The following is a 24,172-nucleotide window of genomic DNA, read 5'->3' as shown; positions in this document are numbered from 1 at the left end:
AGCGGGTCCACCCCCGCCCTCGTAGCTCAGGGGATAGAGCGTCTGCCTCCGGAGCAGAAGGCCGCAGGTTCGAATCCTGCCGAGGGCACCAGAACGTAAGGCCCCGACCGGCATTCGCCGATCGGGGCCTTTCTCGTTCCGCGGTCGATACCCGTGTCCGATCACACGGGTAAACCCGTTGGAAGCCTGTCCCATTGGCTGTCGTCGCGGTCGATGTCGTTGTGCCGCTTGTCGAGCCGTCCCCGGGAGACGGAAACCCGCGGCGGATCCGATCCGCCGCGCTCGGTGACACGACCGGAACGATCACGGCGTCTCCGGATGCGCGGACGCAACCCGTGCGCACCTATGACGGCGGGGCGACTGACACTCGCTGGGGTGTGTCGCCTTCCCACTCAATTGACCAACAGACCGGTATCTTTTGGGCATGTCGGACATCCAGGAGGGGTGCGGAGACCTACCGCAGAGGCGACATGCGCGGCGGCGGACCGGGCTGATCATGAGCGCGGTGCTGGCGGGGATCGCGGGAACATGTGTGGCCGTCGCGCCCGGACAGGCGACGCCCGTGGCCAATATTTCGATGTCCGAGGAGACCACCGATGTGGCGGCGTTCTACGCCGCGCCCGCGGACCGGCTGGTCGGCGCGCCCGGGTCGGTGATCCAATTGCGCCCGATCGACGGCGATCCCGGCGTCGAGGGCGCGCGAAACTACCTGGTGCTGTACCGGTCCGTGGATATGCGGGGCAATACGGTGGCGGTCTCGGGAACCCTCGCGGTGCCGGACGGGGACGCGCCGCCGGGCGGCTGGCCGCTGATCTCCTGGGCGCACGGCACCACCGGGGTGGATGATTCCTGCGCGCCGTCACACGACACGTCCGCGGATTTCCCGGCGCACGACTACACCTCGCTCGTACGCAAGGTGCAGGCGCAGTGGATCGCCGCCGGATACGCCGTGGCGCAGACCGATTATCAGGGGCTGGGCACGCCGGGCCCGCACGGCTATCTGATCGGCACCGCCGAGCAGCGCGCCGTCACCGATATGGCAAGGGCCGCACGGGAAGTCGATCCGGAGATCGGCACCCGCTGGGTGGCCGTGGGGCATTCACAGGGCGGGCAGGCGGCGGTCTTCACCGATGCGCAGGCGCAGCAGTGGGCTCCGGAATTGCAACTGCTGGGCGCGGTGGCGCTGGCTCCGGCCTCCCACCAGGGCATCGGATTGCAGGCTTCCCAGATGGCGACGAATACCGGGGCGGCCGGTGCGCTCGGCCCATTGACCGGAGGCGGTACGGCATTCCTGCCCTTGATCATTCGTGGTGCGCAGACGGTCGCCGATGTCGATCCGGCGCGCTTCCTCACCCCGCGCGCGGCCGCCATGGTGTCGCTGGCAGACACCGGATGCATTGCCCAACTGCGTGATTCGCAGGAGTGGGGTGGCATTCCGCCGGGCGAGGTCTTCTCCCCCGGCGGCGATATGAGCACGCTGACTCGCGTACTGAACGAGAACGACCCCAGCACACTGACTTTCACGCAACCGCTGCTCGTCCTACAGGGCCGGGCCGATACCACGATCCCCGCGCTGGCCACCGATGCCATGGTGATGCGACAGCGTGCGGCCGGTCGCCCGGTGCAGTATCGCGCCTATCCCGGAGTGGATCACCGGGGTGTGCTGGAGGCGTCCTACGCGGATGCGCTGAGTTGGGTGAACGGCCGCTTCGGCAGGTGATCCAGCGGCCGCATGCGGTACAGCAGCACCAGGCCGATCACACAGCCCAGGCTGACCGCCACCGATACCCAGCCGGGTACCGCCGAGGTGGCACCGGAAGGATCGCGGTACCAGCGCGGTGAGTACGCGACGCGTTCGAAACTGCTGCCGCGCAGGGCGACCACCAGGCTGGGCACCAGCAGCACCGCCAGCGCCACCGCGGTGCTGCCGGCCGAGCGGGTATTCGCACCGTCCGCGAAGCAGTAGCCCAGCAGCGCGCCGACGGCCGTGATACCGAGCAGCGGGACGATCATGTCGGTGCGGCCGAACTCCGCGCTGAGCGCCGCGAAGACGCCGATCGCCGCGGAACCGAACAGCCCGAGCAGCGGCGAACCCCAGCGGCGTCCGGCATAGAAGCCCGCCACCACGGCGACCAGCGGCAGCGGCGCACTCCAATCCGGTCGCGGCACCGCGATAATGGCGCTGCCGGAGTTGGCCACCGCCACCGCGGTGAGCACCACCGCACCGTCGCGGCCCGGCAGCAGCAGCGCGCCGAGCACCGCGACCGCCACCGTGCCCGCGGCGACGACGGCGATCTGCATCGGCGTCCCGGCATGTTTGACCAGCCATTCGGTCGATACCGCGGTCATTCCGACCAGGAACAGCGCCGAGAGGATGGGGCCGATGGGCAGATCGCCGCCGTCCTGCTCCTCCGATCGGGGTTCCGCGCGTTGAATTCCCGCGCCCGCCGCCAGCGCCACCACCGCGATCGCCACCAGCCACAGCGGCGGGGTCCCGCTCGCCGCCCATTCGACCAGCGAGGAGGGGGATCCGCCCGGGGTGGGCAGTGAGGTGAGATCGCCGATCAGAATGCTGGCGAGCGCGCCGATGAGAAATGCGGTGGTGGCGACGGGCCGGCCGAAGACCGCGACCGTGAGAGCGCCGAGCAGGATGCCGCCGAAGATGGAGTCGACGTAATTGACGGTGATGAGTGTTCCGGTGAGGGCGTTGTTCAGATTCCAGAGGTGATCACCGAGCAGGATCGCGGCACTGCCGAAGGCCGCGACCCAGGCGGTGCGCCGTCCCAGCGCCACCGCGAGCGCGGCGGCGATGACCGCGAACATGGCTCCCGCGGCGGCCGCCCGCGGCATATTCAGGATCAGCAGGTCCAGCTCCAGCGGCCCCTGCTGGGTCCAGGCCAGATCGAGTGGGGCCATGAGCAACAGCCCGGCGATCACCGCACCCAGGAATGCCGAGGTGGCCTCGACAACCCCCGTGTACCGCCTTATATCAGGCATCGCAGTCACGCCCATGGGTTGCACCAACGCGAACTTCGCGCCCATCTCGTCACCCTCTCACCGGTGATCGAGCGCTTCTCGCGCTTCAGCAGAACTAACAGCTAACTGTTTGCGAGATTAACAGCAAATGCGCATGCGGGTCGGGGGCAGTGATCTTGCCCATGGCCCGGCGGGATGCCTCCGGGTGATGACCGGCCGATTGGGTCGTGCGGGAAACCGCTAGGCGCAGCGGAAGCGGAAGGTGGCGGTCGGGGTGATTCCGGGGACCGCGTTCACCTGCTGGGCCGCGTCGCCGTCGAGCGCGCAGCCGGTCGGGGTGGTGACCTGAACGCGGTAGCAGCCCGCGCCGCCGGTGTAGGTGGCGTTGCCGTCGCGCGCGGTGGTGACGGTGGTGGCCGCGCCGCCCGCGCACGGGGTGATAGCTGCGGTGACGTCCGCGATGGGGAACTGTTCGACGCCGTACACGGCCTGCACCTTCACCGCGGCGTCGCCCGCGGGCGGCTGGGCCGAGGCCGACGGGGCGAGAACGGTTGCCGCGCCGAGGACGGACAGGACGAACAGCGTGCTGCGCACCGGGACTCCTTAGGTCGAACCGGGGCAATTCGCCCCCGCGTCAATATAGGTGCTCGCACGCCGCGCCGGGGGCAGCACGCCGAGCGCGCGGCGGGGCTGTCACATTCACGCCGCGGCGGTGGTCATAGACCCGACCGTTCGATATCGCCCTTGGGCGGCAACATCTATCGAGGACAGACCCATGACCACGCTGTCGCGCACACCCGTGCGCACGCTGCTGACCACCGATCACCGAGCCCGCGTCATCGCCTACTGGGTGACCACCGCCATCATCGCCGTCGAATCGGCGATGGGCGGGGTGTGGGACATTCTGCGCATCGATTACGTCAAGGATGTGATCGAGGATCAACTCCGCTATCCGACCTATGTCGCGGTGCTGATCGGCATCGCCAAGATTCCGGGCGCGATAGTCCTTGTGGTGCCCGGCTTTCCGCGCCTGAAGGAGTGGGTGTACGCGGGCGTGCTGTTCATCTACACCGGCGCGTCGATCTCGCTCGCGGTGGACGGTGACTACGGCGCCGCGGTCGGACCGCTGGGATTCGCCGCCATCACCGGCGTTTCGTGGGCGCTGCGGCCGGAGTCCCGCCGCGTCGTCACGCTGTCGTGGGCGGATCGCCTGGCGGGCAACATCTTCGCCAAGGTGGGCTTCTGGACCGCCACCGCCGTCATCGGTTTCGTGCTGCTCACCGGCGGGGTGGCGGATCTGGCACAGCGCGGCGGTACGGCGGGCGGCATGATCGAGCTGGGCTATCCGACGTACTTCATGTACCTCCTGGGTGCGTGGAAGGTGCTGGGCGCGTTGACAATCCTGGCCCCCGGCTTCCCGCGTCTCAAGGAATGGGCCTATGCGGGCGCGTTCTACGATTTCGCGGGCGCGTTCGGCTCGCATATCGCGTTCGGCTCCATTGTCAGCCACAAGCTGTGGACATCGTCCTTCGCGCTCTGCGTGCTGATTTCGTGGGCGCTGCGCACCGGCGGGCGCACCCTGGGCAGTACCGTGCCGCATCCGGTGCACACCCTCGCCCCGAGGGCGTGAGGGTCACACGGCCAGGGCATCCCGCGTGGTGGCCGCGCGGGATGCGCTCGTGCCCAGCTCGGCCGCCGCCGCGCACTGCTCGGAGGTGAATGCCACTGCCGCACCGAGTACCTCGAGTTCGACGCGGTCGCCCACGGTCGGCGCGGCCACGCTCACGCGGCGCACCTGAATGGGTTCGGCCCGCCCGTCCAGGTCCAGGGTGAGCATGACGTCCGCGCCCCGGAATTCGACCCCGCGCACGGTCGCGCAGCCCGGATCGCCATTCGACACCACGTGCGCGACAAGCTGTTCCGGACGCATCATGACGGTCGCGGCGCCGGCCGGGGCATCGGCCTGCACCGGTATCCGGCCCAGCGCCGTTTCCGCGGCATCGGCGCGCAGGGTCGCGTCCAGCAGGACGGTGTCGCCGAGGAATCCGGCGGTGAACAGGTCCGCGGGCGCCGCGTACACCTGTTCGGGCGTACCGACCTGGGTGAATCGCCCGGTGCACATGACCGCGACCTGATCGGCGAAGGACAGCGCCTCCTCCTGATCGTGCGTGACCAGAATGCTGGTCATTCCGGCCGCGCGTAGCGTATCGGCGACGGCCTGCCGGGTCGCGGCCCGCAGTCCGGTATCGAGGGCGCTGAACGGTTCGTCGAGCAGCATGAGATCGGGTTTGCGCGCCATCGCCCGGGCGAGGGCCACCCGCTGCTGCTGGCCGCCGGAGAGCTGATGCGGCCGCCGATCCGCGTAATCCGCTCCGAGCGAGACCATTTCGAGCAGTTCACGCACCTGCTGCCGATGCTTTCGCCGCCCGGCGAGACCGCCGTTGAGCCCGTAGGCGATGTTCTGGCCGACGGTCAGATGCGGGAAGAGCGCACCGTCCTGCGCCACATAGCCGATTTTGCGGCGGTGCGGCGGCAGCGAGAAGCCTTGCCGGGTAACGACTTCCGATCCGACGGTGACCGATCCGGTGTCCGGATTCTCGAATCCGGCGATGATCCGCAGCAGCGTGGTCTTACCGCAGCCGGACGAGCCGACCACCGCGGTGGAGCTGCCGTCGGGGACATCGAGCCGGATGCCGTCCAGCACCCGGGTCGCCCCGAAGGTCTTGCCTACGTTCTCGACGACAAGACGACTCATAGCCCGGCCGCCTTCCTGGATTGAGTGAACAGCAGATACGTGACCGGCACCGCCGCGAGGATCATGATCAGCGCATAGGGTGCGGCCGCCGCGTAGTCCAGTTCGCCCGAGAGCGACCAGAACCGCATGGCCAGGGTGCGAGTTCCATTGGGGGCCAACAGCAGTGTGGCGGTCAGCTCGGTGGCCACTGCCACGAAGACCATGGCCGCCGCCGAGGCCGCGGCGGGCGCGGTGAGCCGCAGCGTGACGAGCAGGAAGGTCACGGGCCGGGATTTGCCGAGCGCCTGCGACACCTCTTCCAGCCCGATCGGCACCTGGGCGAACCCGGCGCGCACGCCGACCAGGGCGCGCGGCAGGAACATGAGCGTGTACGCGGCCAGCACCGTCGCCGCGGTCTGGTAGAGCGCCGGCAGCCAGCGAATGCTCACCGTCACCAGCGCCAGCGCGATCACGATGCCGGGCAGCGAACTGGTGATGTAGTTGGCGCCCTCGATGATTCGGGCGAAGCGTGAGGTGGAGCGCACCGCGATCCAGGCGACCGGGAAGGCGCAGAGCGTGGTGACGACGGCCGCGGTGGCGGCCAATCCGATGGTCTGGCCCAGGGATTCACCGATATCGTCCATCACCCAAACCTTGGCTCCGCCGATGCGCAGCCAGCGGATGATGGTCCACAGCGGTACGCCGAGTGCCGCCACCAGCGCGGCGGTCAACAGCAGGAAGACCGGAATCTTGTTGATGCCCAGTCGGACCCGGGTCGCGGCGCGGGGTACGCCGCTGCCGATGCGGGCGTAGCGGGCATTACCGCGTGCGGCGGCCTCACCGGCCAACAGCACCAGGCACAGCACCACCAGCACACCGGCGAGCGTGCTGCCCGCCGCTCCGGCGAAGCTGGACTGGTACTGCTCGAAGATGGCGGTGGTGAAGGTGGAGAAGCGGATCATGGCGAACGCGCCGTATTCGGCGAGCAGATGCAGCGAGATCAGCAGTCCACCGCCGAGGATGGCCAATCGCAACTGCGGCAGCACGATTCGCACGAAGACCGCGATCGGCCCGGAGCCCAGCGCCCGCGCGGACTCCTCCACCGCCGGATCCAGGCGGCGCAGGGTGGCGGCGGCGGGCAGGTACACCAGCGGGAAATACGAGACGGTGGCGATGAGCACGCCCGCCCACAATCCGTTCAGCGACGGGAAGGCGCTCACCCAGCCGTAGCTGTTGACGAAGGCCGGAACCGCGAGCGGCGCGGCGAATATCGGTCCCCACCAGGCGGTGCCGGGCACATCGGTGCGCTCCACGATCCAGGCCAGTCCGATGCCGAGCACCAGGCAGACCGGGACCGTGATGACCACCAAACTCACTGTGTTGCGCAGCAATTCACCGACTCGGGGCCGGAAGACCAGCTGTGCGGTCTCATGGAATCCGGTGCTGAAGAGCGTGGACACGATATAGCCCAGCGGCACGAAGGTCGCGGCCACCAGCAGCAGCGCGACCGTCGTGACGAGCGGCCCGGGCCGGAGGGCCCGGGCGGCGACAGCGGTCCGGACAGCCATGATTTAGAGCAGGCCCGCCTCGGTCATGAGCTGGGTGACCTTCTTGGCATCCAGCTTGCTCGGATCGACCTTGGGCGCGTCCAGACTCGCCAGTGGCGGCAATGCGGGATTGGCGGCGACGGTGGCCGAGACCGGGTACTCCATGGAGTCGCCGTCGCGCAGCACCTGCTGGCCCTGCTGCGAGGCGATGAAGGCCAGGAACTTCTGGGCGTTCTCGGACTTCTTGCTCGACTTCAGCACGCCGCCACCGGAAATGGAGATGAAGGCGCCCGGATCCTGGTTCTTGAAGTAGTAGAGCTTGGTGTTGTTGCTGCTCTCCTTGGTATTGGCCTGATCGCGATACCAGTAGTAGTGGTAGATCACGCCACCGTCGAACTGACCGGAGTTGACGCCTTTCATGGTGGTCACATTGTTCTGCGACGCGATGGCGTTCTCCTTCATTCCCTTGAGCCACGCCTTGGTGGCGTCCTCGCCCTGGAGGGCGAGCAGGGCGGCCACGATGGCCTGGAAGTCAGCGCCGGACACGCCCGCGCTCCAGCGGCCCTTCCACTGCGGCTGCTGCAGGTCCAGCAGCGACTTGGGCAGCTGATCGTCACCGACCTTGCCGGTGTTGTAGACGAAAACGGTTGAGCGGGCGGCGATTCCGGTCCACTTGCCGGTGGAGGGGCGGAACTGCTCGGGCACCTGGGCGAGGGTGTTGGGATCCACGTCGGCGAAGAGTCCGGCGTTCTCGACCAGCGCCATGGCCGGGGAGTTCTCGGTCAAGAAGACGTCGGCGGGCGAGTTCTTGCCCTCGGCGACGAGCTGGTTGCCCAGATCGGTGTCACCGCCCTGCCGCAGGGTGACCTTGATTCCGGTCTCCCTGGTGAATGCGTCGGCCCATTCCTTGGTCAGCGATTCGTGCTGGGCGTTGTAGACCAGGATCTCATTGTCGTCCTTGGACGAATTGGAGCATCCCGTCGCCGCCAGCAGGGTAATCGCGGCGATCGCGCCGGACACCAGTTTCCATCGAGCCGCTGCCATGACCGTCCTTTCGACATGCCAATCCTCATTCCTGAGGTTTGGCTAACCAACCTACCGCCTCCCGGGGCGGACAGATCCGGCACCCCACCGAATCGCAACCGATTTGCCGTAGTCTGCGGACATTCAGTGGTGGACCGATCGAAGGAACTCGATGACCCTGCCGCCCGGCGGACAACCGTACAGTCCCGTAACGGACGATCAGCAACCCTCCGGCAAAGGTCGCGGGGGTGGACGCAAACCACTGGTCATCGGCGTGATCGCGGCCGCCGTCATTGTGGTCGGCGGCGGTATCGCGACGGCGGTCTCGCTGTCCGGCAAGGATTCCCCCGGCGACAGTGCGCGCATCGACGCCGCGATTCGCGACTTCTACGGCACACTCGCGGCCAAGGGTCCGGGGGTCGCGGTCACCAAGTCGTGCGCCGCGGACCGCGCCGAATACGACGCACTCCCGGCCGCCCAGAAGGCCGCGGCCGAACAGGGCCGGATGGAGCTCCGCATCGCCGGGGTCGGCGAGATCACCGTCACCGGCGATCTCGCCACCGCGAAAATGACCGGCGCACTTGTCGTTCCGGGATCCGACGACAAGACCACCACCGCGACCGAACACCTCCGCAGGGAGCAGGGCACATGGCGGGTGTGCTCGACCGACGGCAGGTAGCCCGGCCATGACCTGCTGCGGACCCAGCCGCACAATGAAACAGTCCCCCATGAAATTCCATGGGGGACTGCACATTTGGAGCGAGCGGCGGGAATCGAACCCGCGTATACGGCTTTGCAGACCGCTACCTGGCCCCTCGGTCACACCCGCATCGAAGTCAATGATGTCGGGTGTGGCGATTCGGAGCCATGGTTCGAATCATCCTGATTTCAATCAGGGTTCGGGTGCGGGCTCCGGTCCCGGCGGCGGTTCCGGGGCGGGCGGGGGCGGGGGCGGAGCGACCCCGGCTTCCGAATAGGCGTCCGGTCCCGGCGGATTCGGATCGAACAGCGGCGGGTTGTTGCGGTCGATGGTCGGGTTGGAGCAGCTCGCGCCCGGCTCGGGGTAGGTGTACTGGTTCAGTCGCAGCGCGGTGATGAACTGGGCGACGCGGGGATCGCGAGCGTCGCTGAGCTTGAGCTGATGCCCCCAGGACTGGAGCGAGATGGGCGCGTCCAGGCCCGGGTACGGCGACATGAGCATGTACGGCTTGGCGATGACCCGCCCCGCGAGCACGGCCTGCCCGTCGGCGTCCAGGGTGGCGGGGTTGTAGGCGATCCACACCGCACCGTGTTCGAGCGCGTGCACCGCGTTCTCATTGCGGATCGCGACGGTGAAGTTCACACCCGTGCAGGGCAGCCAGGAACCGTCGTGCGCACCGCCGAAGGGCGGGGTCTGGGTGTAGGCGACCCGCTGATTGCTCGCCACGTGCACGCCCGCCGGATACTCCTTGCGGATGACGCCGTTGATTCGAGTGGAGGGGTCGTGGTCGGCGGCGGTGGGCGCGAATTCGTCCTTGGCGTCGGTCGGGTCACCACCCGCGTGCTGCGGCCACAGCAGCAGGCCCGCGACACCGGCGGCGATGACCGCGATGACAAGTCCGAGCAGCAGCGGCTTCCGATTGCGCTTGCGCGGAGCGAACTCTGGGAACGGCACACTGTACGGGCCCCGAGGTGCTGGTGTCGGGTCGAACTTCGGGCCGAGCGGGTTGGTCACGTACTGCCTCCTTGTAGCGCAAAGACTACGACACCGAAATAGGGTCCGGTGCGGCGGAATACGAGTGCTTCTCATGCGATGATCGTGGGCATGTCCCGGCCACGTCCCCTGCCGCTCGATCCGATCGAGGAGGCGCACCGCCAGTGGACCGAACACGGCTGGGGCGAGGTCGCCGACGGGATGGCCGCAGTTACCTCTCTGGTGCGGGCCCAGCAAATCGTGATGGCCCGGGTGGATGAGGCGCTCAAGCCCTCGGGGCTGACGTTTTCGCGGTACGAGCTACTGATGCTGTTGAGCTTCAGCAAAACCGGCGCGCTCCCCATGGCGATGGCCAGTGCGCGATTGCAGGTGCATCCGACGAGCGTCACCAATACGGTGGATCGACTCGAGGCGGCGGAGTTGGTCAGGCGGGTGCCGCATCCGAGTGACCGGCGTGCGACCTTGATCGAAATCACCGATGCCGGAAGGGAATTGGTGGCCAAGGCCACCACCGGCCTGAACCGGCAGGTCTTCGCCAATCCCGGTCTGGAACCGGAGCGATTACAGCTGCTGCTGCAATTGCTGGCGGAATTCCGGCAGACCGCGGGCGACTTCGACAGCGGTGGCTCGCCGACCCGATGGGGTCCGCAGTAACCGTCCAGCATCCGATCAGCCAATTTCCTGCGTCTTAGTCTTGGAATCGGCTCGTAAAAGGTTCACCATTGAGGCCATGGTGCTGGTCCTCGGGGTGTCAGCTGGCGCGGCTGGTGCGCGTGCCATGCTGACCCATTCCGACCAGCCGCATCTGCCCCCGATCGATCGCTGTCGGGTGCCGCGCCGCACCGGCGGTGGTATCGAGGAGGGTGTCTTCGAGGCCATCCGGCTCATGCGCGGATCCGCTGATCAGCGCGACGAGTTCATTACCGGCATCGCGGTCACCTGTCGCTGTTCGGCGCACGCCGATGCCATTCGCACCACGGCGGGCCGCAATCGCCTGACCGTCATCGACGAGCAGGTCGCCCAGCTCCGCTATCTGCGCTTCACCGGCAGACTGCCCTCGGAGGGCTCGATACTCCTCTATGACCTGGGCGCATCGGGTTTGACGCTGACCCAGATCGACTGCCGCACCGAGGCGATCCTGGCCAGTAAACGCAGTACGGTGCTCGGCGGTGACGGGCATGACGCGCTACTGCGCTGGTTACTGGTGCGCGGCGGGGTGAGTGTGGACCTACCCACCAGTCGCCGCCATAAGGAAGCCCTGGCCACCGAGCGCGTCATCACCGTCTGCGATCCGATCGACGGGCATCGCGCGGTCATCACCCGCAGTGATTTCGCCGATTTGGTGTCGGCCGGTGTGCACCATTCGGTTTCGTTCGTGCGGCAGATGATCGACGAGACCGGTGTGCACCCCTGCGGTATGGCGCTTTTGGGCGGTTGCACCCGTAATAAGAGCATTCGCGATGAGCTGGAACAGCAGCTCGATCTTCCGTTGATCTACGATCCGGAGCCCGAATTCGTCTCCACCCGCGGTGCGGTGCTGCTGGCCGCCGAGCGGCCCTCCGCCCGCCGGGTCCGCGGCGTGCGCTTCAATCCGGTTCCCGCCCTGCGCGGGCAGGACACGCCCTCGCGCCGCAAGCTGGTCGCGGCCCTTGCCGTCACCGCCACGCTCGGCGGCACCATCGCGGGCGCGCTGGCAATGAATCACGAGGGCGAGCACACCGACGGGAAGCCGCCGACCGTGGAAGTGGTTGGGCCGTCCAAACATTGACGGGTCCGGGGGCGGAACCCCCGAACCCGCCCGGACTACTTGTTGCCGAAGTTGGCGGGCCGCTTCTCGACGAAGGCCGCCATCCCTTCCTTCTGATCCTCGGTGGCGAAGAGCGAGTGGAAGACTCGGCGTTCGAAGCGCAGGCCCTCGGTGAGGGTGGTCTCGAAGGCGCGGTCGACCGCTTCCTTGGCGATCATGACCGAGGGCAGCGACATCGAGGCGATGGTCTCGGCCACTTCGAGGGCGGTGGCGACCAGGTCGGCGGCGGGGACGATGCGTGAGACCAGGCCCGCGCGCTCGGCCTCCTCGGCGTCCATATTGCGGCCGGTGAGGATGAGGTCCATGGCCTTGGCCTTGCCGACCGCGCGGGTCAGGCGCTGCGAGCCGCCCATCCCCGGGATGACGCCGAGCTTGATCTCGGGCTGACCGAATTTGGCGGTATCGGCGGCGAGCAGGAGGTCGCACATCATGGCGAGTTCACAGCCGCCGCCGAGGGCGTACCCGGCGACCGCGGCGATGATCGGCTTGCGGAAGGCGACGAGTCGGTCCCAGCCCGCGAAGTGATCGGTGAGGAACATATCCATGTAGGACTTCTCGGACATCTCCTTGATGTCCGCACCCGCCGCGAAGGCGCGCTCGGAGCCGGTCAGCACGACCGCGCCGATCTCGTTGTCATTCTCGAGCTCGTCGAGGGCGGCCGAGATATCGGCCAGGACCTGCGAGTTCAGCGCGTTGAGTGCCTTCGGCCGATTGAGCGTGATGAGCGCGACCCGCCCCTTGCGCTCCAGCAGAATGGTCTCGAAGTCTGGCCCACCCGCCTCCCGACCGCCGCCACCCACTGAATCGCTGCGCGATGCAGTCATCACTGTTCTCCTCCAGATCGCTTACGGATATCGGTGACGATAGCCGAGAAATCCTTATCGCTTTCCTCCTGGTTGAAGCGGTTGTAGATCTCCGCCGCCAGCAAACCGATCTGCCCGTCGATGCCATTGGCCTGCAGGGCATTTGCCGCCAGGCCCAGGTCCTTGGTCATGAGCGCGGTGGCGAATCCCGGCCGGTAGTCGTTATTGGCCGGGCTGGTCGGCACCGGTCCGGGCACCGGGCAGTACGAGGTGAGCGCCCAGGACTGCCCGGAGGCCGTGGAGACCACGTCGAAGAACTTCTCGTGCGTCAAGCCCAGTTTCTCGCCGAGCACGATGGCCTCGGAGAGTCCGATCATGGAGATGCCCAGGATCATGTTGTTGCAGACCTTGGCGGCCTGGCCGACACCCGCGCCGCCGCAGTGCACGACCTTGCCGCCCATGACCTCGAGCAGCGGCAGGGCGGCGGCGAAATCCTCGTCCGCGCCGCCCACCATGAAGGTGAGGGTTCCGGCCGCGGCGCCCGCGACGCCACCGGAGACCGGGGCGTCCAGGGCCCGATGCCCCGCTGCCACAGCGAGTTCCGCGGCGGACTTGGCATCGTCCACGTCGATGGTGGAGCAGTCCACGAACAGCGTGCCCGGCTTCGCCGCCGAGAGCACGTCGTTGTAGAGGTCCAGCACAATGCGCCCGTTGGGCAGCATGGTGATGACGATTTCCGATTCCGCGACGGCCGCGACGGGTGTCGCGACCACGGTCGCGCCGTCCTGCCGGGCCTGCTCCTGTGCGGCGGGCACGGGATCGAAGGCCAGCACCTCGTACCCGGCCTTGACCAGGTTGGCGGCCATCGGACCGCCCATGTGGCCCAGCCCCAGGAATCCGACCTTCTTGCTGACGTTCTCACTGCTCACAGTTGATCCTTCGGTGTGGCCAAACCCAATTCGCGATCCCCGAGGGCGCCGAAGTAGGCGTCCACATCGGCGTCGGTGACATCCGCGAGGGTGGCGGGACGCCACTGCGGATTGCGATCCTTGTCGATGACCTGGGAGCGGATGCCCTCCACCAGATCGTGGGTGTTCAGCGAGGCGGCCGAGACCCGGTACTCCTGGTTCAGCACCTCTTCCAGGCTGGCGGCCTTGCGCGCCCCGCGCAGCGAACGCAGCGTGACCTTCAGCGCCACGGGCGATTTCGACAGCACATCGGCGGCGGCCTGCGCGGCCTCGGCGCGCCCGTCGGTCTGCAACCGGTGCACGATCTCCTCGACCGAGTCCGCGCCGTAGCAGTAGTCGATCCAGTCGCGCTGGGCGATGAATTCCGAAACCGGCGCGGGCTGAGCGTATTTGGCGATGGCGTCCGCCGCGTCGAGGGTGTGCAGCGCCTCCACCAGTGCCGGAAGGTGTTCCGACGGCACGAAAGCGTCCGCGAATCCGGCCGCGATGGCGTCACCGGCGGTCATGCGCGCGGCGGTGAGCGCGATATGGGTGCCGATCTCGCCGGGTGCGCGCGAGAGCAGGTAGGTCCCGCCCACATCGGGGATGAAGCCGATACCGGTCTCGGGCATGCCGACCTTGGAGCGTTCGGTGACGATGCGATGCGAGGCGTGCCCGGACAGGCCCACGCCGCCGCCCATGACGATGCCGTCCATGATGGCCACGTACGGCTTGGGGTAATTGCCGATGAGCGCGTTCAGAATGTACTCGTCCCGCCAGAACCGCCCGCTCGGCGAATCGGCGGCGGCCCACGGCGAATCACCGTGTGCGACAGCGTTCTTCGCATCGGTGTGGATGGCCACGATATCGCCGCCCGCACACAGCCCGCGCTCCCCCGCGCCGGTGAGCAGGACGGTGCGCACCGAATCGTCGGCCGCCCAGGCGCGCAGCGCGTCCAGGATGGTCTGCGCCATCGGGTGATTCAGCGCATTGATCGCCCGGGGCCGATTCAGCGTGATCTGGCCGAGCCCGTCACGCTGCTCGATCAATACCTCGGGTTCCACGGCGTTCTCACTCATGCTGTTGTCCTTCCCGGCGCGAACGGGGTCTCCGTGGTTACGCAGGCTGCCGCCTCCGAGCCCTGACCGTTCATGCCGCTCCTACCACCGAGCGGGCGACGACTACCCGCATGATCTCGTTCGTGCCTTCCAGGATCTGATGCACCCGCAGGTCGCGGACGATCTTCTCGATCCCGTATTCGTGCAGGTAACCGTAGCCGCCGTGCAATTGCAGGGCCTTGTTCGCCACCTCGAAACCGGCGTCGGTGGTGAAGCGCTTTGCCATGGCGCAGAGTTCGACCTTGTCGGGGGCGTCCGCGTCCAGCGCCCCGGCCGCACGCCAGAGCAGGGTGCGGGCGGCCTCGAGCGAGGTGCGCATATCGGCGAGGTCGAATTGCAGTGCCGTATTGTCCAGCAGCCGGGCTCCGAAGGCCCTGCGCTGGGCCAGATAGTGCACGGTGCGATCCAGTGCGGCCTGCGCACCGCCGAGCGAGCAGGCGGCGATATTGAGTCGACCGCCATTGAGCCCGTTCATGGCGATGCGGAAACCATTGCCCGCCGCGCCGAGCAGATTGGCGGCGGGCACCCGGGCATTGTCGAGAATGACCTGCCGGGTGGGCTGGGCATTCCAGCCCATCTTCTTCTCATTCGCGCCGAACGACAACCCGGGAGTGTCCGCGGGCACGATGAAGGCCGAAATCCCGTGTGCGCCTTGCTCTCCGGTGCGCGCCATGATCACGTACACATCACTGCTGCCCGCGCCGGAGATGAATTGTTTGACGCCGGTGAGCAGATAGGCGTCACCGTCGCGAACGGCCTTGGTGCTCAAGGCCGCCGCGTCGGAGCCGACGGCGGGCTCGGTGAGCGCATAGCTGGCCAGCAGGTCCATCGAGGTCAACCCCGGCAGCCACCGATTGCGCTGTGCCGCATCGCCGTAACTGTCGATCATCCACGCCGCCATATTGTGGATGGAGATATAGGCGGCGATGGCCGGGCAGCCCGTGGCGAGCTGTTCGAAGATGCGCACGGCATCCAGACGGCGCAGCTGCGAGCCGCCGACATCCTCGCCCACGTAGATGCCGCCCAGGCCGAGCTGCCCGGCCTTGCGCAGTACGTCGATCGGGAAGTGCTTGTGCTCATCCCATTCCAGCGCGTTCGGCGCGAGCAGCTCGTCGGCAAAGGAGCGGGCGGTCGCGGTGATCGCCTTCTCGTCCTCGTCGAGTGTGAACATTCGTCAGTCCATGGTCGGGATGACGAAGGCGTTGGCCGCGGAGCTTGCGGAGCGGCCCGAGGACACGGTCTCCTTTCCGCCCGCCGGCCAGCGCTGGGTCACCGTCTTGGTCTTGGTGTAGAAGCGGATCGAATCCGGGCCGTGCTGGTTGAGATCGCCGAAGCCGGAACGCTTCCAGCCGCCGAAGGTGTGGTAGGCGATCGGCACCGGAATCGGCACATTGATGCCGACCATGCCGACCTGCACACGCGCCGCGAAATCGCGGGCGGTATCACCGTCGCGGGTGAAAATGGCTACGCCGTTACCGTATTCGTGCTCGTTCGGCAGGCGCAGCGCCTGCTCGTAGTCCTCGGCGCGCACGATGGTGAGCACGGGACCGAAGATCTCTTCCTTGTAGATCCGCATCTCGGGCGTGGCGCGGTCGAAAAGCGTTGCCCCGGCGAAGAAGCCGTCCTCACCGCCCTCGACCACCAGGCCGCGGCCGTCGATGACCAGCTCCGCGCCCTCGTCGACGCCGATCTGCACGTAATCGTTGACCCGGTCCACGCCGTCCTGGCCGACCAGGGGACCGAAGTCCGCGCCCGGATCGTCGGACAGGCCCACATTGAGCTTGGCGATGCGCTCGATCAGCTTGTCGCGCAGGCGATCCGCGGTCTCCTCGCCGACCGGGACGGCAATGGAGATGGCCATGCAACGCTCGCCCGCCGAACCGTAGCCCGCGCCGATGAGCTGATCGGCCACATCGTCGAGGTCGGCGTCCGGCATGACGATGGCGTGGTTCTTGGCCCCGCCGAAGCATTGCGCGCGCTTGCCGTTGGCGGTGGCGGTCTCGTAGATGTACTGCGCGATCGGGGTGGAGCCCACGAATCCGACGGCCCTGATGCGGTCGTCGTGCAGCAGCGCGTCGACGGCTTCCTTATCGCCGTTGACCACGTTGAACACGCCCGCGGGCAGTCCGGCCTCGAGGAACAGTTCGGCCAGGCGCAACGGCACCGAGGGATCGCGCTCGGAAGGCTTGAGCACGAAGCCGTTTCCGCAGGCGAGTGCGGGTCCGGCCTTCCACAGCGGGATCATGGCCGGGAAGTTGAACGGGGTGATGCCCGCGACCACGCCGAGCGGCTGGCGCATGGAGTACACATCGATGCCGGTGCCCGCGCTCTCGGTGTACTCGCCCTTGAGCAGATGCGGTATGCCGGTGGCGAATTCGATGACCTCGAGCCCGCGCTGGATATCACCCTTGGCGTCCGGGATGGTCTTGCCGTGCTCGCTGGACAGCAGTGCGGCGAGCGAATCCATCTCCTCCTGCACCAGGGTCAGGAATTTCATCAGCACCCGCGCCCGCTTCTGCGGGTTGAACGCGGCCCACACCTGCTGCGCTTCGGCGGCATTGGCGATGACGGCCTCGACCTCGGCCTTGCTCGCCAGCGGTACCCGCGCCTGCACCTGTCCGGTGCTGGGATTGAAGACGTCCCGGAATTTGCCGGAGGTGCCGGCGACGTGCTGCCCGCCGATGAAATGCGTGAGTTCGCGAACCATGCCAGTCCTGTCTCGATGTCACCACGTGGTCCACGCGGTCTTAGGTCACCATATAGTTGGACATCCATGTATTTCCAGAGAGGTTGCTGTGGTGGATCTCACTTCCGATTTGATTTGACGTCCTACTATTGGAGTATCAACGGTACAGCCTCAGACGCGGAGGATTCCCATGGCCGATCTGCATATCCCGGCGCACCCGGTGCGGTTCGTGACCTCGGCGGCGCTGTTCGACGGCCATGACGCGGCCATCAACATCATGCGCAGGATCCTGCAGGCGCAGGGGGCCGAGGTCATCCACCTCGGGCACAACCGGGCGGTCCGGGAGGTGGTGGACGCGGCGGTCAGCGAGGATGTGCAGGGCGTCGCGGTCAGCTCGTATCAGGGCGGGCATATCGAGTACTTCGAATACCTGGCGGCCGCGCTGCGGGAGGCCGGGGCCGGGCATGTGCGGATCTTCGGCGGAGGCGGCGGGGTGATCGTGCCGGAGGAGATCACGCGGTTGCGGGCGGCCGGGGTGACCATCTTCTCGCCGGAGGACGGGCAGCGGCTCGGCTTGCCGGGAATGATCAATCAGCTGATCGCCGAGTGCGATACGGATCTGTCCACCGCCCCCGCCGCCATCGAGGCGGTGCTGAGCGGGGATCGCACCGCGCTGGCGCGGACCATCACCTGCCTGCAACAGGATGCGCTGGCGGCGGCGGATCTGGCCGAACTCACCGCGGCGGCGCGCGCGCGGCGGGTGCCGGTACTCGGCATCACCGGTACCGGCGGTTCCGGAAAGTCCTCTCTCACAGATGAACTCATTCGACGGCTGCGCACCGACCAGCAGGACAAACTGCGGGTGGCGGTGCTCGCGGTCGATCCCACCCGGCGGCGCGGGGGCGGGGCGCTGCTGGGTGATCGCATTCGGATGAATGCCCTGGACTCCGAACGGGTGTACTTCCGCTCGCTCGCCACCCGGGGTGAACGCGAGCTGCCGCAGAATATCGACGCCATGGTGATCGCCTGCAAGGCAGCGGGTTACGACCTCGTCATCCTGGAGACCCCCGGTATCGGACAGGGCGATGCGGCGATCGCCGACCATGTGGACGTCTCGCTCTATGTGATGACACCGGAGTTCGGCGCGGCCTCCCAGCTGGAGAAGATCGATATGCTGGATTTCGCGGATGTGGTGGCCGTCAACAAGTTCGAGCGGCGCGGCGCGGAAGACGCGCTGCGCGATGTGTCGCGGCAGCTGGTGCGCAACCGGGAGGCATTCCACGCCGACCCGGAGGATATGCCGGTATTCGGCACCAGCGCCGCGACATTCAACGATGACGGCGTGACCGCGCTGTACCAACATCTGAGTGGACTGCTCGGCGAGCACGGGCTGCCCCTGGAACCGGGCGTGCTGCCGCGCGTGCACACCCGCTCCTCGACCCGCTTCGCGCAGATCATTCCGCCCGCCCGGGTGCGATACCTGGCCGAGATCGCCGAGACGGTGCGCGACTATCACGCCGCGACCGCGCGGCAAAGCGCTGCGGCACAGCGTATTCAGCGCTACGAACAGGTGCTCGCCGACCTCGCCCCGGTGGTGGATCCCGGCCACAAGCACGCCGGGATGACGGAGGCGGCGGCCGCGATAGCCGAATTGCTGGAAAAGACTCGTATCGAGTTGACGCCCGAGAATGCCGCGCTGTTGGCCGAATGGCCCGCGGTGGCCGAGTCCTATCGCGGGGACGAGCAGGTGGTTCGTATTCGCGATAGGGAGTTGCGGACACAATTGCGGCGGGAGACCCTGTCCGGCAGTTCGATTCCCCGGGTGGCGCTCCCCCGTTTCACCGATCACGGTGAGCTGCTGCGTTTTCTGCGGTCGGAGAATCTGCCGGGGCGGTTCCCGTTCACGGCGGGGGTGTTCCCGTTCAAGCGGGACAATGAGGATCCGGCGCGCATGTTCGCCGGGGAGGGTGATCCCTTCCGCACCAATCGGCGGTTCAAGGTGTTGTCCGAACACGCCGAGGCCAAACGGCTTTCGACCGCCTTCGATTCGGTGACGCTGTACGGGCACGATCCCGCCGAGCGGCCCGATATCTACGGCAAGGTCGGCACCTCCGGGGTCTCCATCGCCACCCTCGACGATATGAAGGCGCTGTACGACGGCTTCGATCTGGACGCGCCGAGCACATCGGTATCGATGACCATCAACGGTCCCGCGCCAACGATTCTGGCGTTCTATCTCAATGCCGCCATCGATCAAGCGGTGGAACAGTTCTCGGCCGCCGAGGGGCGCGCACCCACGCCCGAGGAGGCCGCCGAACTGCGCGCGCGGACGCTCTCGACGGTGCGCGGCACCGTGCAGGCGGACATTCTCAAGGAGGATCAGGGGCAGAACACCTGCATCTTCTCCACCGAATTCAGTCTGCGCATGATGGCCGATATCCAGGAGTGGTTCGTGCGCAACAGCGTTCGCAATTTCTACTCGGTCTCCATCTCCGGCTATCACATCGCCGAGGCAGGGGCGAACCCCATCAGCCAGCTGGCCTTCACGCTCTCGAACGGCTTCACCTATGTCGAGTCGTATCTGGCGCGCGGGATGGATATCGACGATTTCGCGCCGAATCTGTCCTTCTTCTTCTCCAATGGCATGGACGCGGAGTATTCGGTGATCGGGCGGGTGGCGCGGCGCATCTGGGCGGTGGCCATGCGGGATCGGTACGGGGCCGGGGAACGCTCGCAGAAGCTGAAGTATCACGTACAGACCTCGGGCCGGTCGCTGCACGCGCAGGAGATGAACTTCAACGATATTCGCACCACCTTGCAGGCCCTGATCGCCGTCTACGACAACTGCAACAGCCTGCACACCAATGCCTACGACGAGGCCGTCACCACCCCGACCGAGGAATCGGTGCGGCGGGCGCTGGCGATTCAGCTGATCATCAATCGCGAGTGGGGGCTGGCGTTGAATGAGAATCCGCTGCAGGGCAGTTTCATCATCGAGGAGCTCACCGATCTGGTGGAAGAGGCCGTACTGCTGGAATTCGAGCGGATCTCCGAACGCGGCGGGGTGCTCGGGGCCATGGAGACCGGCTATCAGCGCGGGCGCATCCAGGATGAGTCGATGCTGTACGAGCGGCGCAAGCATGAGGGCAGCCTGCCGATCATCGGGGTGAACACCTTCCGGAATCCGCATGCCGGACAGGAGCATCCGGTGCTGGAGTTGGCGCGCGGCACCGAGCAGGAGAAGCAGTCGCAGCTGCGCCGGGTGCGCGAGTTCACCGATCGGCATCGGGACCAGGCCCCGGTGGCGCTGGCCCGGCTGGCGGAGGCGGCGAGCACGGACGCGAATGTGTTCGAGGTGCTCATGGATGCCGCGCGGGTGTGCACCCTGCAGCAGGTGACGGACACCTTCTTCACCGTGGGCGGCCAGTATCGGCGCAATGTGTGACCGGCGGGCGGTCCGACGCGTTTCTCCAAGATCGTGTCTCCCCCCGCCCCTATCTGGCCATGGAGTCCTTCGGTCGCTCAACGGCCGCGCGGGCGCGTTTGCCTTCGGGCATTCGGCGACCACGACGGGCACCGACCGCAGCGCCCAGTTCTTCATCATCGTGCCGGGCAGCGGCACCGGGGAGTTGGCGGGCATCACCGGTGCGGGCAGCCTCGATATCGAGGCCGCTCACACCGATTTCGCCACCGGGCTCGACCCGGGCCGACACGGGTGCGGAATCCGTTCCCGCGCACACCCATCCGGCGGGCACCGAGCCCGATCACACGCACGGCGGCCATGCCCAGCTCGATGCCGGACTGCTGTTCGCGGCCTATATGAACAATCCGCCCGAACAGTTCGTCAAGGCACCGCACCTGCTCGCGGGGTCCGGTCGCCTGAACACCGTCGTGCAGCACACCGGTAGCGCCATCTTCGCGATGCCGCCGGGGATCGCGGCCGGTCGGCCGGCGTGGGACTCGGGCTCTGACGCCCACCCTGATCGAATTCGGTGTTTCGCCGTCCGGGGCGTGGAACAATCCGCATCAGGCCGAGCCGGACGGAAGGGACATCATGGACCTTGCGGGAATGACAGTCGTCGATGCGCATATCCATCAGTGGGATCCGCTGACCACGCCGCGTGAGTTCAGCGGATTGGCCAAGCTGTTCCGCGCGGTCCCCGTGCCGGTCGACTGGGCCAAGCGGTTGGCCCCGCGCCGGGATCGCGAATTCGTCGGCGACCCCGAACCTTTCGTCCATCCGTACCTGCCCGCCGACTATCGCACCGATGCCGGGGACGTACCGGTCGAGGGCATCGTGCATATCGAGGTGGAGTGGACCGGTAAGGGTCCGCTCGCGCCGGTCGGGGAGACCCGCTGGGTGGCCAGCCTGCCGTTCGGGGTCGACACACCCGCGCTCGGTGCGATCATCGGGGCGGGTGATCCGGCCGCGCCCGGCTTCGCCGAACTATTGGACGCGCATCTGGCGGCCTCGCCCCTGTTCCGGGGTATTCGCACCCGCGTGGAATATCACCCGGATCCGAAGGTGCGCGCACACAATAAAACTCCCGGCGCGCTCACCGCACCGGACTTCCTCGACGGCTTCGGCGCACTGGCCGAGCGCGGTCTCGGATTCGAGGCATGGGTGTACTCCGGGCAGCTGCCCGAGGTCACCGCGCTGGCCGAACACTATCCGGACGTCACCATCGTGTTGAACCATCTCGCCACGCCCGCGGGCATTTTCGGGCCGGTCGGCAGGGAGACCGGGCACAACCCGGGGCAGCGGCGCGAGCTGTTCCTGCGATGGCGGGACGATCTCGGCGCACTCGCCACCCATTCGAATGTGGTGGCCAAGGTGAGCGGGCTGATGATGCCGATCCTCGGGCATCCGGTGCCGCCGCGCGGCAACCCGACCCCGGTCCCCGTACTGCTGGAACGTATTTCACCGCTGCTGACGCACGCCCTCGACGTATTCGGGGCCGATCGCCTCATCTGGGGATCGAATTTCCCCGTCGACAAACCGATTACGAGTATCGGCAATGCCGCCGAGGCGGTCGCGACGGCGCTCACCGCGCACGGTGCGGATGAGAAGGCGCTGGAGCAGATCTTCCGCGGCAATGCCCAGCGCGTGTATCGGATCGACAACCTCTGACGCGCCGACCACCGGCGAACGCGGCCACCCTCGCGTATCCCACACTCGGCGGTGGCGGCTCAGTGAGCGGCGCGGCGCACGGCCAGGTATTCGAGTTCGGCGAAGATCGCGACGAAGACCGCGCCGGACAGCATGAAGGCGATACCCCAGCCGGTCAGTGGCATCGGCCTGATGCAGACCAGGGCGATCATCGCGACGGCGGAGCCCGCGTTGACCGCGACGACCGGGAATGCCAGGCGGCCGGGGATTTCCGGTTGTCCGGCGATCAGCAGGAGCACCGCCGCCCCGATGAGCATGGCGATGCCGAATGGAATCGACCAACCCAGCGGAAGGCCGAGCGGATCAGCCAGGGCAGAGGCGGCGGCGAGCAGGAACACACCGAAGAGGCCGGTGCCCGCGCCGTCCAGTCGGAGCACGGTGCGGAGAAGGCCCGTGCGGTTCGCGAAACCCATTGTCGTAGTACCCATTTACGTGCCTCCGGTGATCGATTCGGCTGATCTTGCTGTTGGCATCGAGCCTGCCGGAGCGCGGTAGCCCTCTCAATAACCTCGGAGGTTATGGGCGAAGCCGGGTGCGCCGAACCGGAGGCCGGGCGACGTCCCGGGCACGGCGTGCGCTGTCGCCGCCGCTCGTAGGCCGAACCGGGGACGGTGCGCACGAGCGCATCTCGGCGCGTGCGCCAGGGTGTCGCCGAGCCGCTCCTGTTGCGCGCTGTTGCGGGCCACGGTCAGCTGTCCGCTCTTGACCACATCGGCGTCGATGCCCTCGGCCGCGGTGACGTTCACGATCTCCTCGACCGTGTCGGTCACACCGAACGACCCCCGATACGCTGCGGGGGTGGCGGAGACCGTGGAGCTGTCGAGGGTGGGGGTGCTGCTGCGGGAGTGGCGGCGACGGCGGCGGGTGAGTCAATTGGATCTGGCACTGGCGGCTGATACTTCGGCACGGCATGTGTCGTATGTGGAGACGGGGCGGGCGCGGCCGAGCCGGTCCATGGTGCTGCGCTGGTGTGAGGCGCTGGAAGTGCCGCTGCGGGAGCGCAATGCGCTGCTGCTCGCCGCCGATTACGCGCCCGCGTATCGCGAGAGCGGGCTGGATGACACCGCGCTCACGGCGGCGCGCGCGGCGCTCGAGGCCATGTTGAGCGCGCACGAACCGTATCCGGCGGTGGTGGTCGATCGGCATTGGAATGTGGTCACGGGCAATCGCGCCATGGGCGTGCTCATGAACGGCATTCCGGAGCATCTGACGCGACCACCGAATGTCTATCGCCTGGTACTGCATCCGGAAGGATTGTCCACACATCTGGCCAATGCCCGGCAGGTGTACGACCTCTTCCTGGAGCGACTCACCGATCAGGCCAACGCGACCGGTGATCCCGTATTGCGCGCGCTCCTCGACGAGGTTGCCGGATATCCGATTCCGGACGATCCCGAGGGTGCGGACTATCCGCCGAGCCCTTTCGAGGTGCCGCTGCGCATTCGCACGCCCGCCGGGGAGTTGTCCATGTTCAGCGTGATGGCGACCTTCGGCGCGCCCGCCGATGTGACGCTCTCCGAGCTAGCCATCGAACTCTTCTATCCCCTGGACGAATTCACCACCCGGGCGCTGCGCGCCCTGGCCTGATCACTCGGGCAGGGTTACGCACCCGGACGGGAATTGAAGGCGTATGCCGAGCATTGCGTATCGAAGTACGGACTGCGACCG

22 protein-coding genes and 2 tRNA genes are annotated in these 24,172 nt (G+C 67.3%); 10 read left to right on the top strand and 14 right to left on the bottom strand.

What is annotated here, in order from left to right:
* The first annotated feature begins 15 nt into the window (after nt 1–15).
* Both NA10_RS01515 and NA10_RS01510 read left to right on the top strand, forming a co-directional pair.
* A tRNA-Arg gene (locus NA10_RS01515) sits at nt 16–91 on the top strand.
* Nucleotides 92–424: 333 nt separating this feature from the next.
* Nucleotides 425–1,720, top strand: coding sequence for an alpha/beta hydrolase family protein (locus tag NA10_RS01510; RefSeq protein ID WP_084514204.1), 1,296 nt, complete (start codon nt 425–427; stop codon nt 1,718–1,720).
* Here NA10_RS01510 and NA10_RS01505 read toward each other — a convergent pair.
* Both NA10_RS01505 and NA10_RS01500 read right to left on the bottom strand, forming a co-directional pair.
* Nucleotides 1,675–2,997 (bottom strand): hypothetical protein, encoded by a 1,323-nt coding sequence (locus NA10_RS01505; RefSeq protein ID WP_157555930.1) that lies wholly within the window; start codon nt 2,995–2,997, stop codon nt 1,675–1,677. The two genes, NA10_RS01510 and NA10_RS01505, sit on opposite strands and share 46 nt — an antisense overlap.
* 219 nt (nt 2,998–3,216) lie before the next feature.
* On the bottom strand, nt 3,217–3,570 hold the full coding sequence (locus tag NA10_RS01500) for a hypothetical protein (RefSeq protein WP_067562295.1): 354 nt from the start codon (nt 3,568–3,570) through the stop codon (nt 3,217–3,219).
* Between the two features lie 181 nt (nt 3,571–3,751).
* Between NA10_RS01500 and NA10_RS38035 the strand changes: the two genes are divergently transcribed.
* Nucleotides 3,752–4,606: a DoxX family protein gene (locus NA10_RS38035; RefSeq protein WP_084514203.1), complete on the top strand. Its 855-nt coding sequence runs from the start codon at nt 3,752–3,754 to the stop codon at nt 4,604–4,606.
* A 3-nt stretch (nt 4,607–4,609) separates the two neighbouring features.
* Here the strand turns inward: NA10_RS38035 and NA10_RS01490 are convergent, their stop codons facing one another.
* Genes NA10_RS01490 through NA10_RS01480 form a run of 3 tightly spaced genes read right to left on the bottom strand, consistent with a single transcriptional unit; the run spans nt 4,610 to nt 8,301 of the window.
* A complete protein-coding gene (locus NA10_RS01490) occupies nt 4,610–5,731 on the bottom strand; it encodes an ABC transporter ATP-binding protein (RefSeq protein ID WP_084514202.1) in 1,122 nt (373 codons plus the stop codon).
* Nucleotides 5,728–7,278, bottom strand: a complete 1,551-nt coding sequence (locus tag NA10_RS01485; RefSeq protein WP_067562292.1) for an ABC transporter permease — start codon at nt 7,276–7,278, stop codon at nt 5,728–5,730. Before NA10_RS01485 ends, NA10_RS01490 begins: the two co-directional genes overlap by 4 nt.
* Nucleotides 7,279–7,281: 3 nt before the next feature.
* Nucleotides 7,282–8,301, bottom strand: coding sequence for an iron ABC transporter substrate-binding protein (locus NA10_RS01480; protein ID WP_067562289.1), 1,020 nt, complete (start codon nt 8,299–8,301; stop codon nt 7,282–7,284).
* Nucleotides 8,302–8,452: 151 nt separating this feature from the next.
* Between NA10_RS01480 and NA10_RS01475 the strand changes: the two genes are divergently transcribed.
* A complete protein-coding gene (locus tag NA10_RS01475; RefSeq protein WP_067562287.1) occupies nt 8,453–8,959 on the top strand; it encodes an Rv0361 family membrane protein in 507 nt (168 codons plus the stop codon).
* Nucleotides 8,960–9,035: 76 nt separating this feature from the next.
* Here the strand turns inward: NA10_RS01475 and NA10_RS01470 are convergent.
* Together NA10_RS01470 and NA10_RS01465 are read right to left on the bottom strand one after the other, a co-directional pair.
* Nucleotides 9,036–9,109: transfer RNA gene (locus NA10_RS01470), tRNA-Cys, on the bottom strand.
* 63 nt (nt 9,110–9,172) lie between these two features.
* Nucleotides 9,173–9,994 (bottom strand): thioredoxin-like domain-containing protein, encoded by an 822-nt coding sequence (locus NA10_RS01465; protein ID WP_245676946.1) that lies wholly within the window; start codon nt 9,992–9,994, stop codon nt 9,173–9,175.
* Nucleotides 9,995–10,084: 90 nt separating this feature from the next.
* Between NA10_RS01465 and NA10_RS01460 the strand changes: the two genes are divergently transcribed.
* Together NA10_RS01460 and NA10_RS01455 are read left to right on the top strand one after the other, a co-directional pair.
* Nucleotides 10,085–10,627 (top strand): MarR family winged helix-turn-helix transcriptional regulator, encoded by a 543-nt coding sequence (locus NA10_RS01460; RefSeq protein ID WP_067562385.1) that lies wholly within the window; start codon nt 10,085–10,087, stop codon nt 10,625–10,627.
* Nucleotides 10,628–10,703: 76 nt separating this feature from the next.
* Nucleotides 10,704–11,741 (top strand): hypothetical protein, encoded by a 1,038-nt coding sequence (locus tag NA10_RS01455; protein ID WP_067562282.1) that lies wholly within the window; start codon nt 10,704–10,706, stop codon nt 11,739–11,741.
* A 35-nt stretch (nt 11,742–11,776) separates the two neighbouring features.
* Here NA10_RS01455 and NA10_RS01450 read toward each other — a convergent pair whose 3' ends face one another.
* The 5 genes from NA10_RS01450 to NA10_RS01430 form a co-directional block, all read right to left on the bottom strand.
* Nucleotides 11,777–12,604 carry an enoyl-CoA hydratase gene (locus NA10_RS01450; protein ID WP_067562279.1) on the bottom strand — a complete coding sequence of 276 codons (828 nt, stop codon included), beginning with the start codon at nt 12,602–12,604 and terminating at the stop codon, nt 11,777–11,779.
* A complete protein-coding gene (gene mmsB, locus NA10_RS01445) occupies nt 12,604–13,512 on the bottom strand; it encodes a 3-hydroxyisobutyrate dehydrogenase (RefSeq protein WP_245676945.1) in 909 nt (302 codons plus the stop codon). Before mmsB ends, NA10_RS01450 begins: the two co-directional genes overlap by 1 nt.
* On the bottom strand, nt 13,509–14,609 hold the full coding sequence (locus NA10_RS01440) for an enoyl-CoA hydratase/isomerase family protein (RefSeq protein ID WP_067562276.1): 1,101 nt from the start codon (nt 14,607–14,609) through the stop codon (nt 13,509–13,511). The genes mmsB and NA10_RS01440 overlap by 4 nt, the downstream gene beginning before the upstream one ends.
* Nucleotides 14,610–14,679: 70 nt before the next feature.
* A complete protein-coding gene (locus tag NA10_RS01435; RefSeq protein ID WP_067562274.1) occupies nt 14,680–15,819 on the bottom strand; it encodes an acyl-CoA dehydrogenase family protein in 1,140 nt (379 codons plus the stop codon).
* 3 nt (nt 15,820–15,822) lie between these two features.
* Complete coding sequence (locus NA10_RS01430) at nt 15,823–17,355, bottom strand: CoA-acylating methylmalonate-semialdehyde dehydrogenase (RefSeq protein WP_067562271.1); 1,533 nt, start codon at nt 17,353–17,355, stop codon at nt 15,823–15,825.
* 169 nt (nt 17,356–17,524) lie between these two features.
* Between NA10_RS01430 and icmF the strand changes: the two genes are divergently transcribed.
* The 3 genes from icmF to NA10_RS01415 all read left to right on the top strand — a co-directional run bounded on the left by icmF (nt 17,525) and on the right by NA10_RS01415 (nt 22,465).
* Nucleotides 17,525–20,779, top strand: coding sequence for a fused isobutyryl-CoA mutase/GTPase IcmF (gene icmF / locus NA10_RS01425; RefSeq protein ID WP_067562269.1), 3,255 nt, complete (start codon nt 17,525–17,527; stop codon nt 20,777–20,779).
* Nucleotides 20,772–21,242: a DUF3224 domain-containing protein gene (locus tag NA10_RS39400; protein ID WP_373862323.1), complete on the top strand. Its 471-nt coding sequence runs from the start codon at nt 20,772–20,774 to the stop codon at nt 21,240–21,242. Before icmF ends, NA10_RS39400 begins: the two co-directional genes overlap by 8 nt.
* A gap of 161 nt (nt 21,243–21,403) precedes the next feature.
* Nucleotides 21,404–22,465: an amidohydrolase family protein gene (locus tag NA10_RS01415; protein WP_245676943.1), complete on the top strand. Its 1,062-nt coding sequence runs from the start codon at nt 21,404–21,406 to the stop codon at nt 22,463–22,465.
* 59 nt (nt 22,466–22,524) lie between these two features.
* On the opposite strand, the gene NA10_RS01410 is transcribed toward NA10_RS01415, so the two are convergent.
* A complete protein-coding gene (locus NA10_RS01410) occupies nt 22,525–22,932 on the bottom strand; it encodes a hypothetical protein (RefSeq protein WP_067562261.1) in 408 nt (135 codons plus the stop codon).
* 72 nt (nt 22,933–23,004) lie between these two features.
* Nucleotides 23,005–23,274 (bottom strand): hypothetical protein, encoded by a 270-nt coding sequence (locus NA10_RS01405; RefSeq protein ID WP_067562258.1) that lies wholly within the window; start codon nt 23,272–23,274, stop codon nt 23,005–23,007.
* A 28-nt stretch (nt 23,275–23,302) separates the two neighbouring features.
* Between NA10_RS01405 and NA10_RS01400 the strand changes: the two genes are divergently transcribed.
* On the top strand, nt 23,303–24,091 hold the full coding sequence (locus tag NA10_RS01400; protein WP_067562255.1) for a helix-turn-helix domain-containing protein: 789 nt from the start codon (nt 23,303–23,305) through the stop codon (nt 24,089–24,091).
* The last annotated feature ends 81 nt before the right edge of the window (nt 24,092–24,172 follow it).

Origin of the sequence: Nocardia acidivorans NBRC 108247, from assembly GCF_001625085.1 — a bacterium.
GTDB lineage: Bacteria > Actinomycetota > Actinomycetes > Mycobacteriales > Mycobacteriaceae > Nocardia > Nocardia acidivorans.
The sequence above is the reverse complement of the archived record's forward strand: the minus strand, read 5'-3'. Positions and strand labels throughout refer to the sequence as shown.

Coding starts and splice junctions, on each gene's coding strand:
- NA10_RS01430 (WP_067562271.1), bottom strand. CDS start 17,355: ATGGTTCGCGAACTCACGCATTTCATCGGCGGGCAGCACGTCGCCGGC.
- NA10_RS01410 (WP_067562261.1), bottom strand. CDS start 22,932: ATGGGTACTACGACAATGGGTTTCGCGAACCGCACGGGCCTTCTCCGC.
- NA10_RS01480 (WP_067562289.1), bottom strand. CDS start 8,301: ATGGCAGCGGCTCGATGGAAACTGGTGTCCGGCGCGATCGCCGCGATT.
- NA10_RS01510 (WP_084514204.1), top strand. CDS start 425: ATGTCGGACATCCAGGAGGGGTGCGGAGACCTACCGCAGAGGCGACAT.
- NA10_RS01415 (WP_245676943.1), top strand. CDS start 21,404: ATGACAGTCGTCGATGCGCATATCCATCAGTGGGATCCGCTGACCACG.
- NA10_RS01485 (WP_067562292.1), bottom strand. CDS start 7,278: ATGGCTGTCCGGACCGCTGTCGCCGCCCGGGCCCTCCGGCCCGGGCCG.
- NA10_RS38035 (WP_084514203.1), top strand. CDS start 3,752: ATGACCACGCTGTCGCGCACACCCGTGCGCACGCTGCTGACCACCGAT.
- NA10_RS01440 (WP_067562276.1), bottom strand. CDS start 14,609: ATGAGTGAGAACGCCGTGGAACCCGAGGTATTGATCGAGCAGCGTGAC.
- NA10_RS01490 (WP_084514202.1), bottom strand. CDS start 5,731: ATGAGTCGTCTTGTCGTCGAGAACGTAGGCAAGACCTTCGGGGCGACC.
- NA10_RS01460 (WP_067562385.1), top strand. CDS start 10,085: ATGTCCCGGCCACGTCCCCTGCCGCTCGATCCGATCGAGGAGGCGCAC.
- NA10_RS01450 (WP_067562279.1), bottom strand. CDS start 12,604: ATGACTGCATCGCGCAGCGATTCAGTGGGTGGCGGCGGTCGGGAGGCG.
- NA10_RS39400 (WP_373862323.1), top strand. CDS start 20,772: ATGTGTGACCGGCGGGCGGTCCGACGCGTTTCTCCAAGATCGTGTCTC.
- icmF (WP_067562269.1), top strand. CDS start 17,525: ATGGCCGATCTGCATATCCCGGCGCACCCGGTGCGGTTCGTGACCTCG.
- NA10_RS01475 (WP_067562287.1), top strand. CDS start 8,453: ATGACCCTGCCGCCCGGCGGACAACCGTACAGTCCCGTAACGGACGAT.
- NA10_RS01505 (WP_157555930.1), bottom strand. CDS start 2,997: ATGCCTGATATAAGGCGGTACACGGGGGTTGTCGAGGCCACCTCGGCA.
- NA10_RS01435 (WP_067562274.1), bottom strand. CDS start 15,819: ATGTTCACACTCGACGAGGACGAGAAGGCGATCACCGCGACCGCCCGC.
- NA10_RS01455 (WP_067562282.1), top strand. CDS start 10,704: ATGGTGCTGGTCCTCGGGGTGTCAGCTGGCGCGGCTGGTGCGCGTGCC.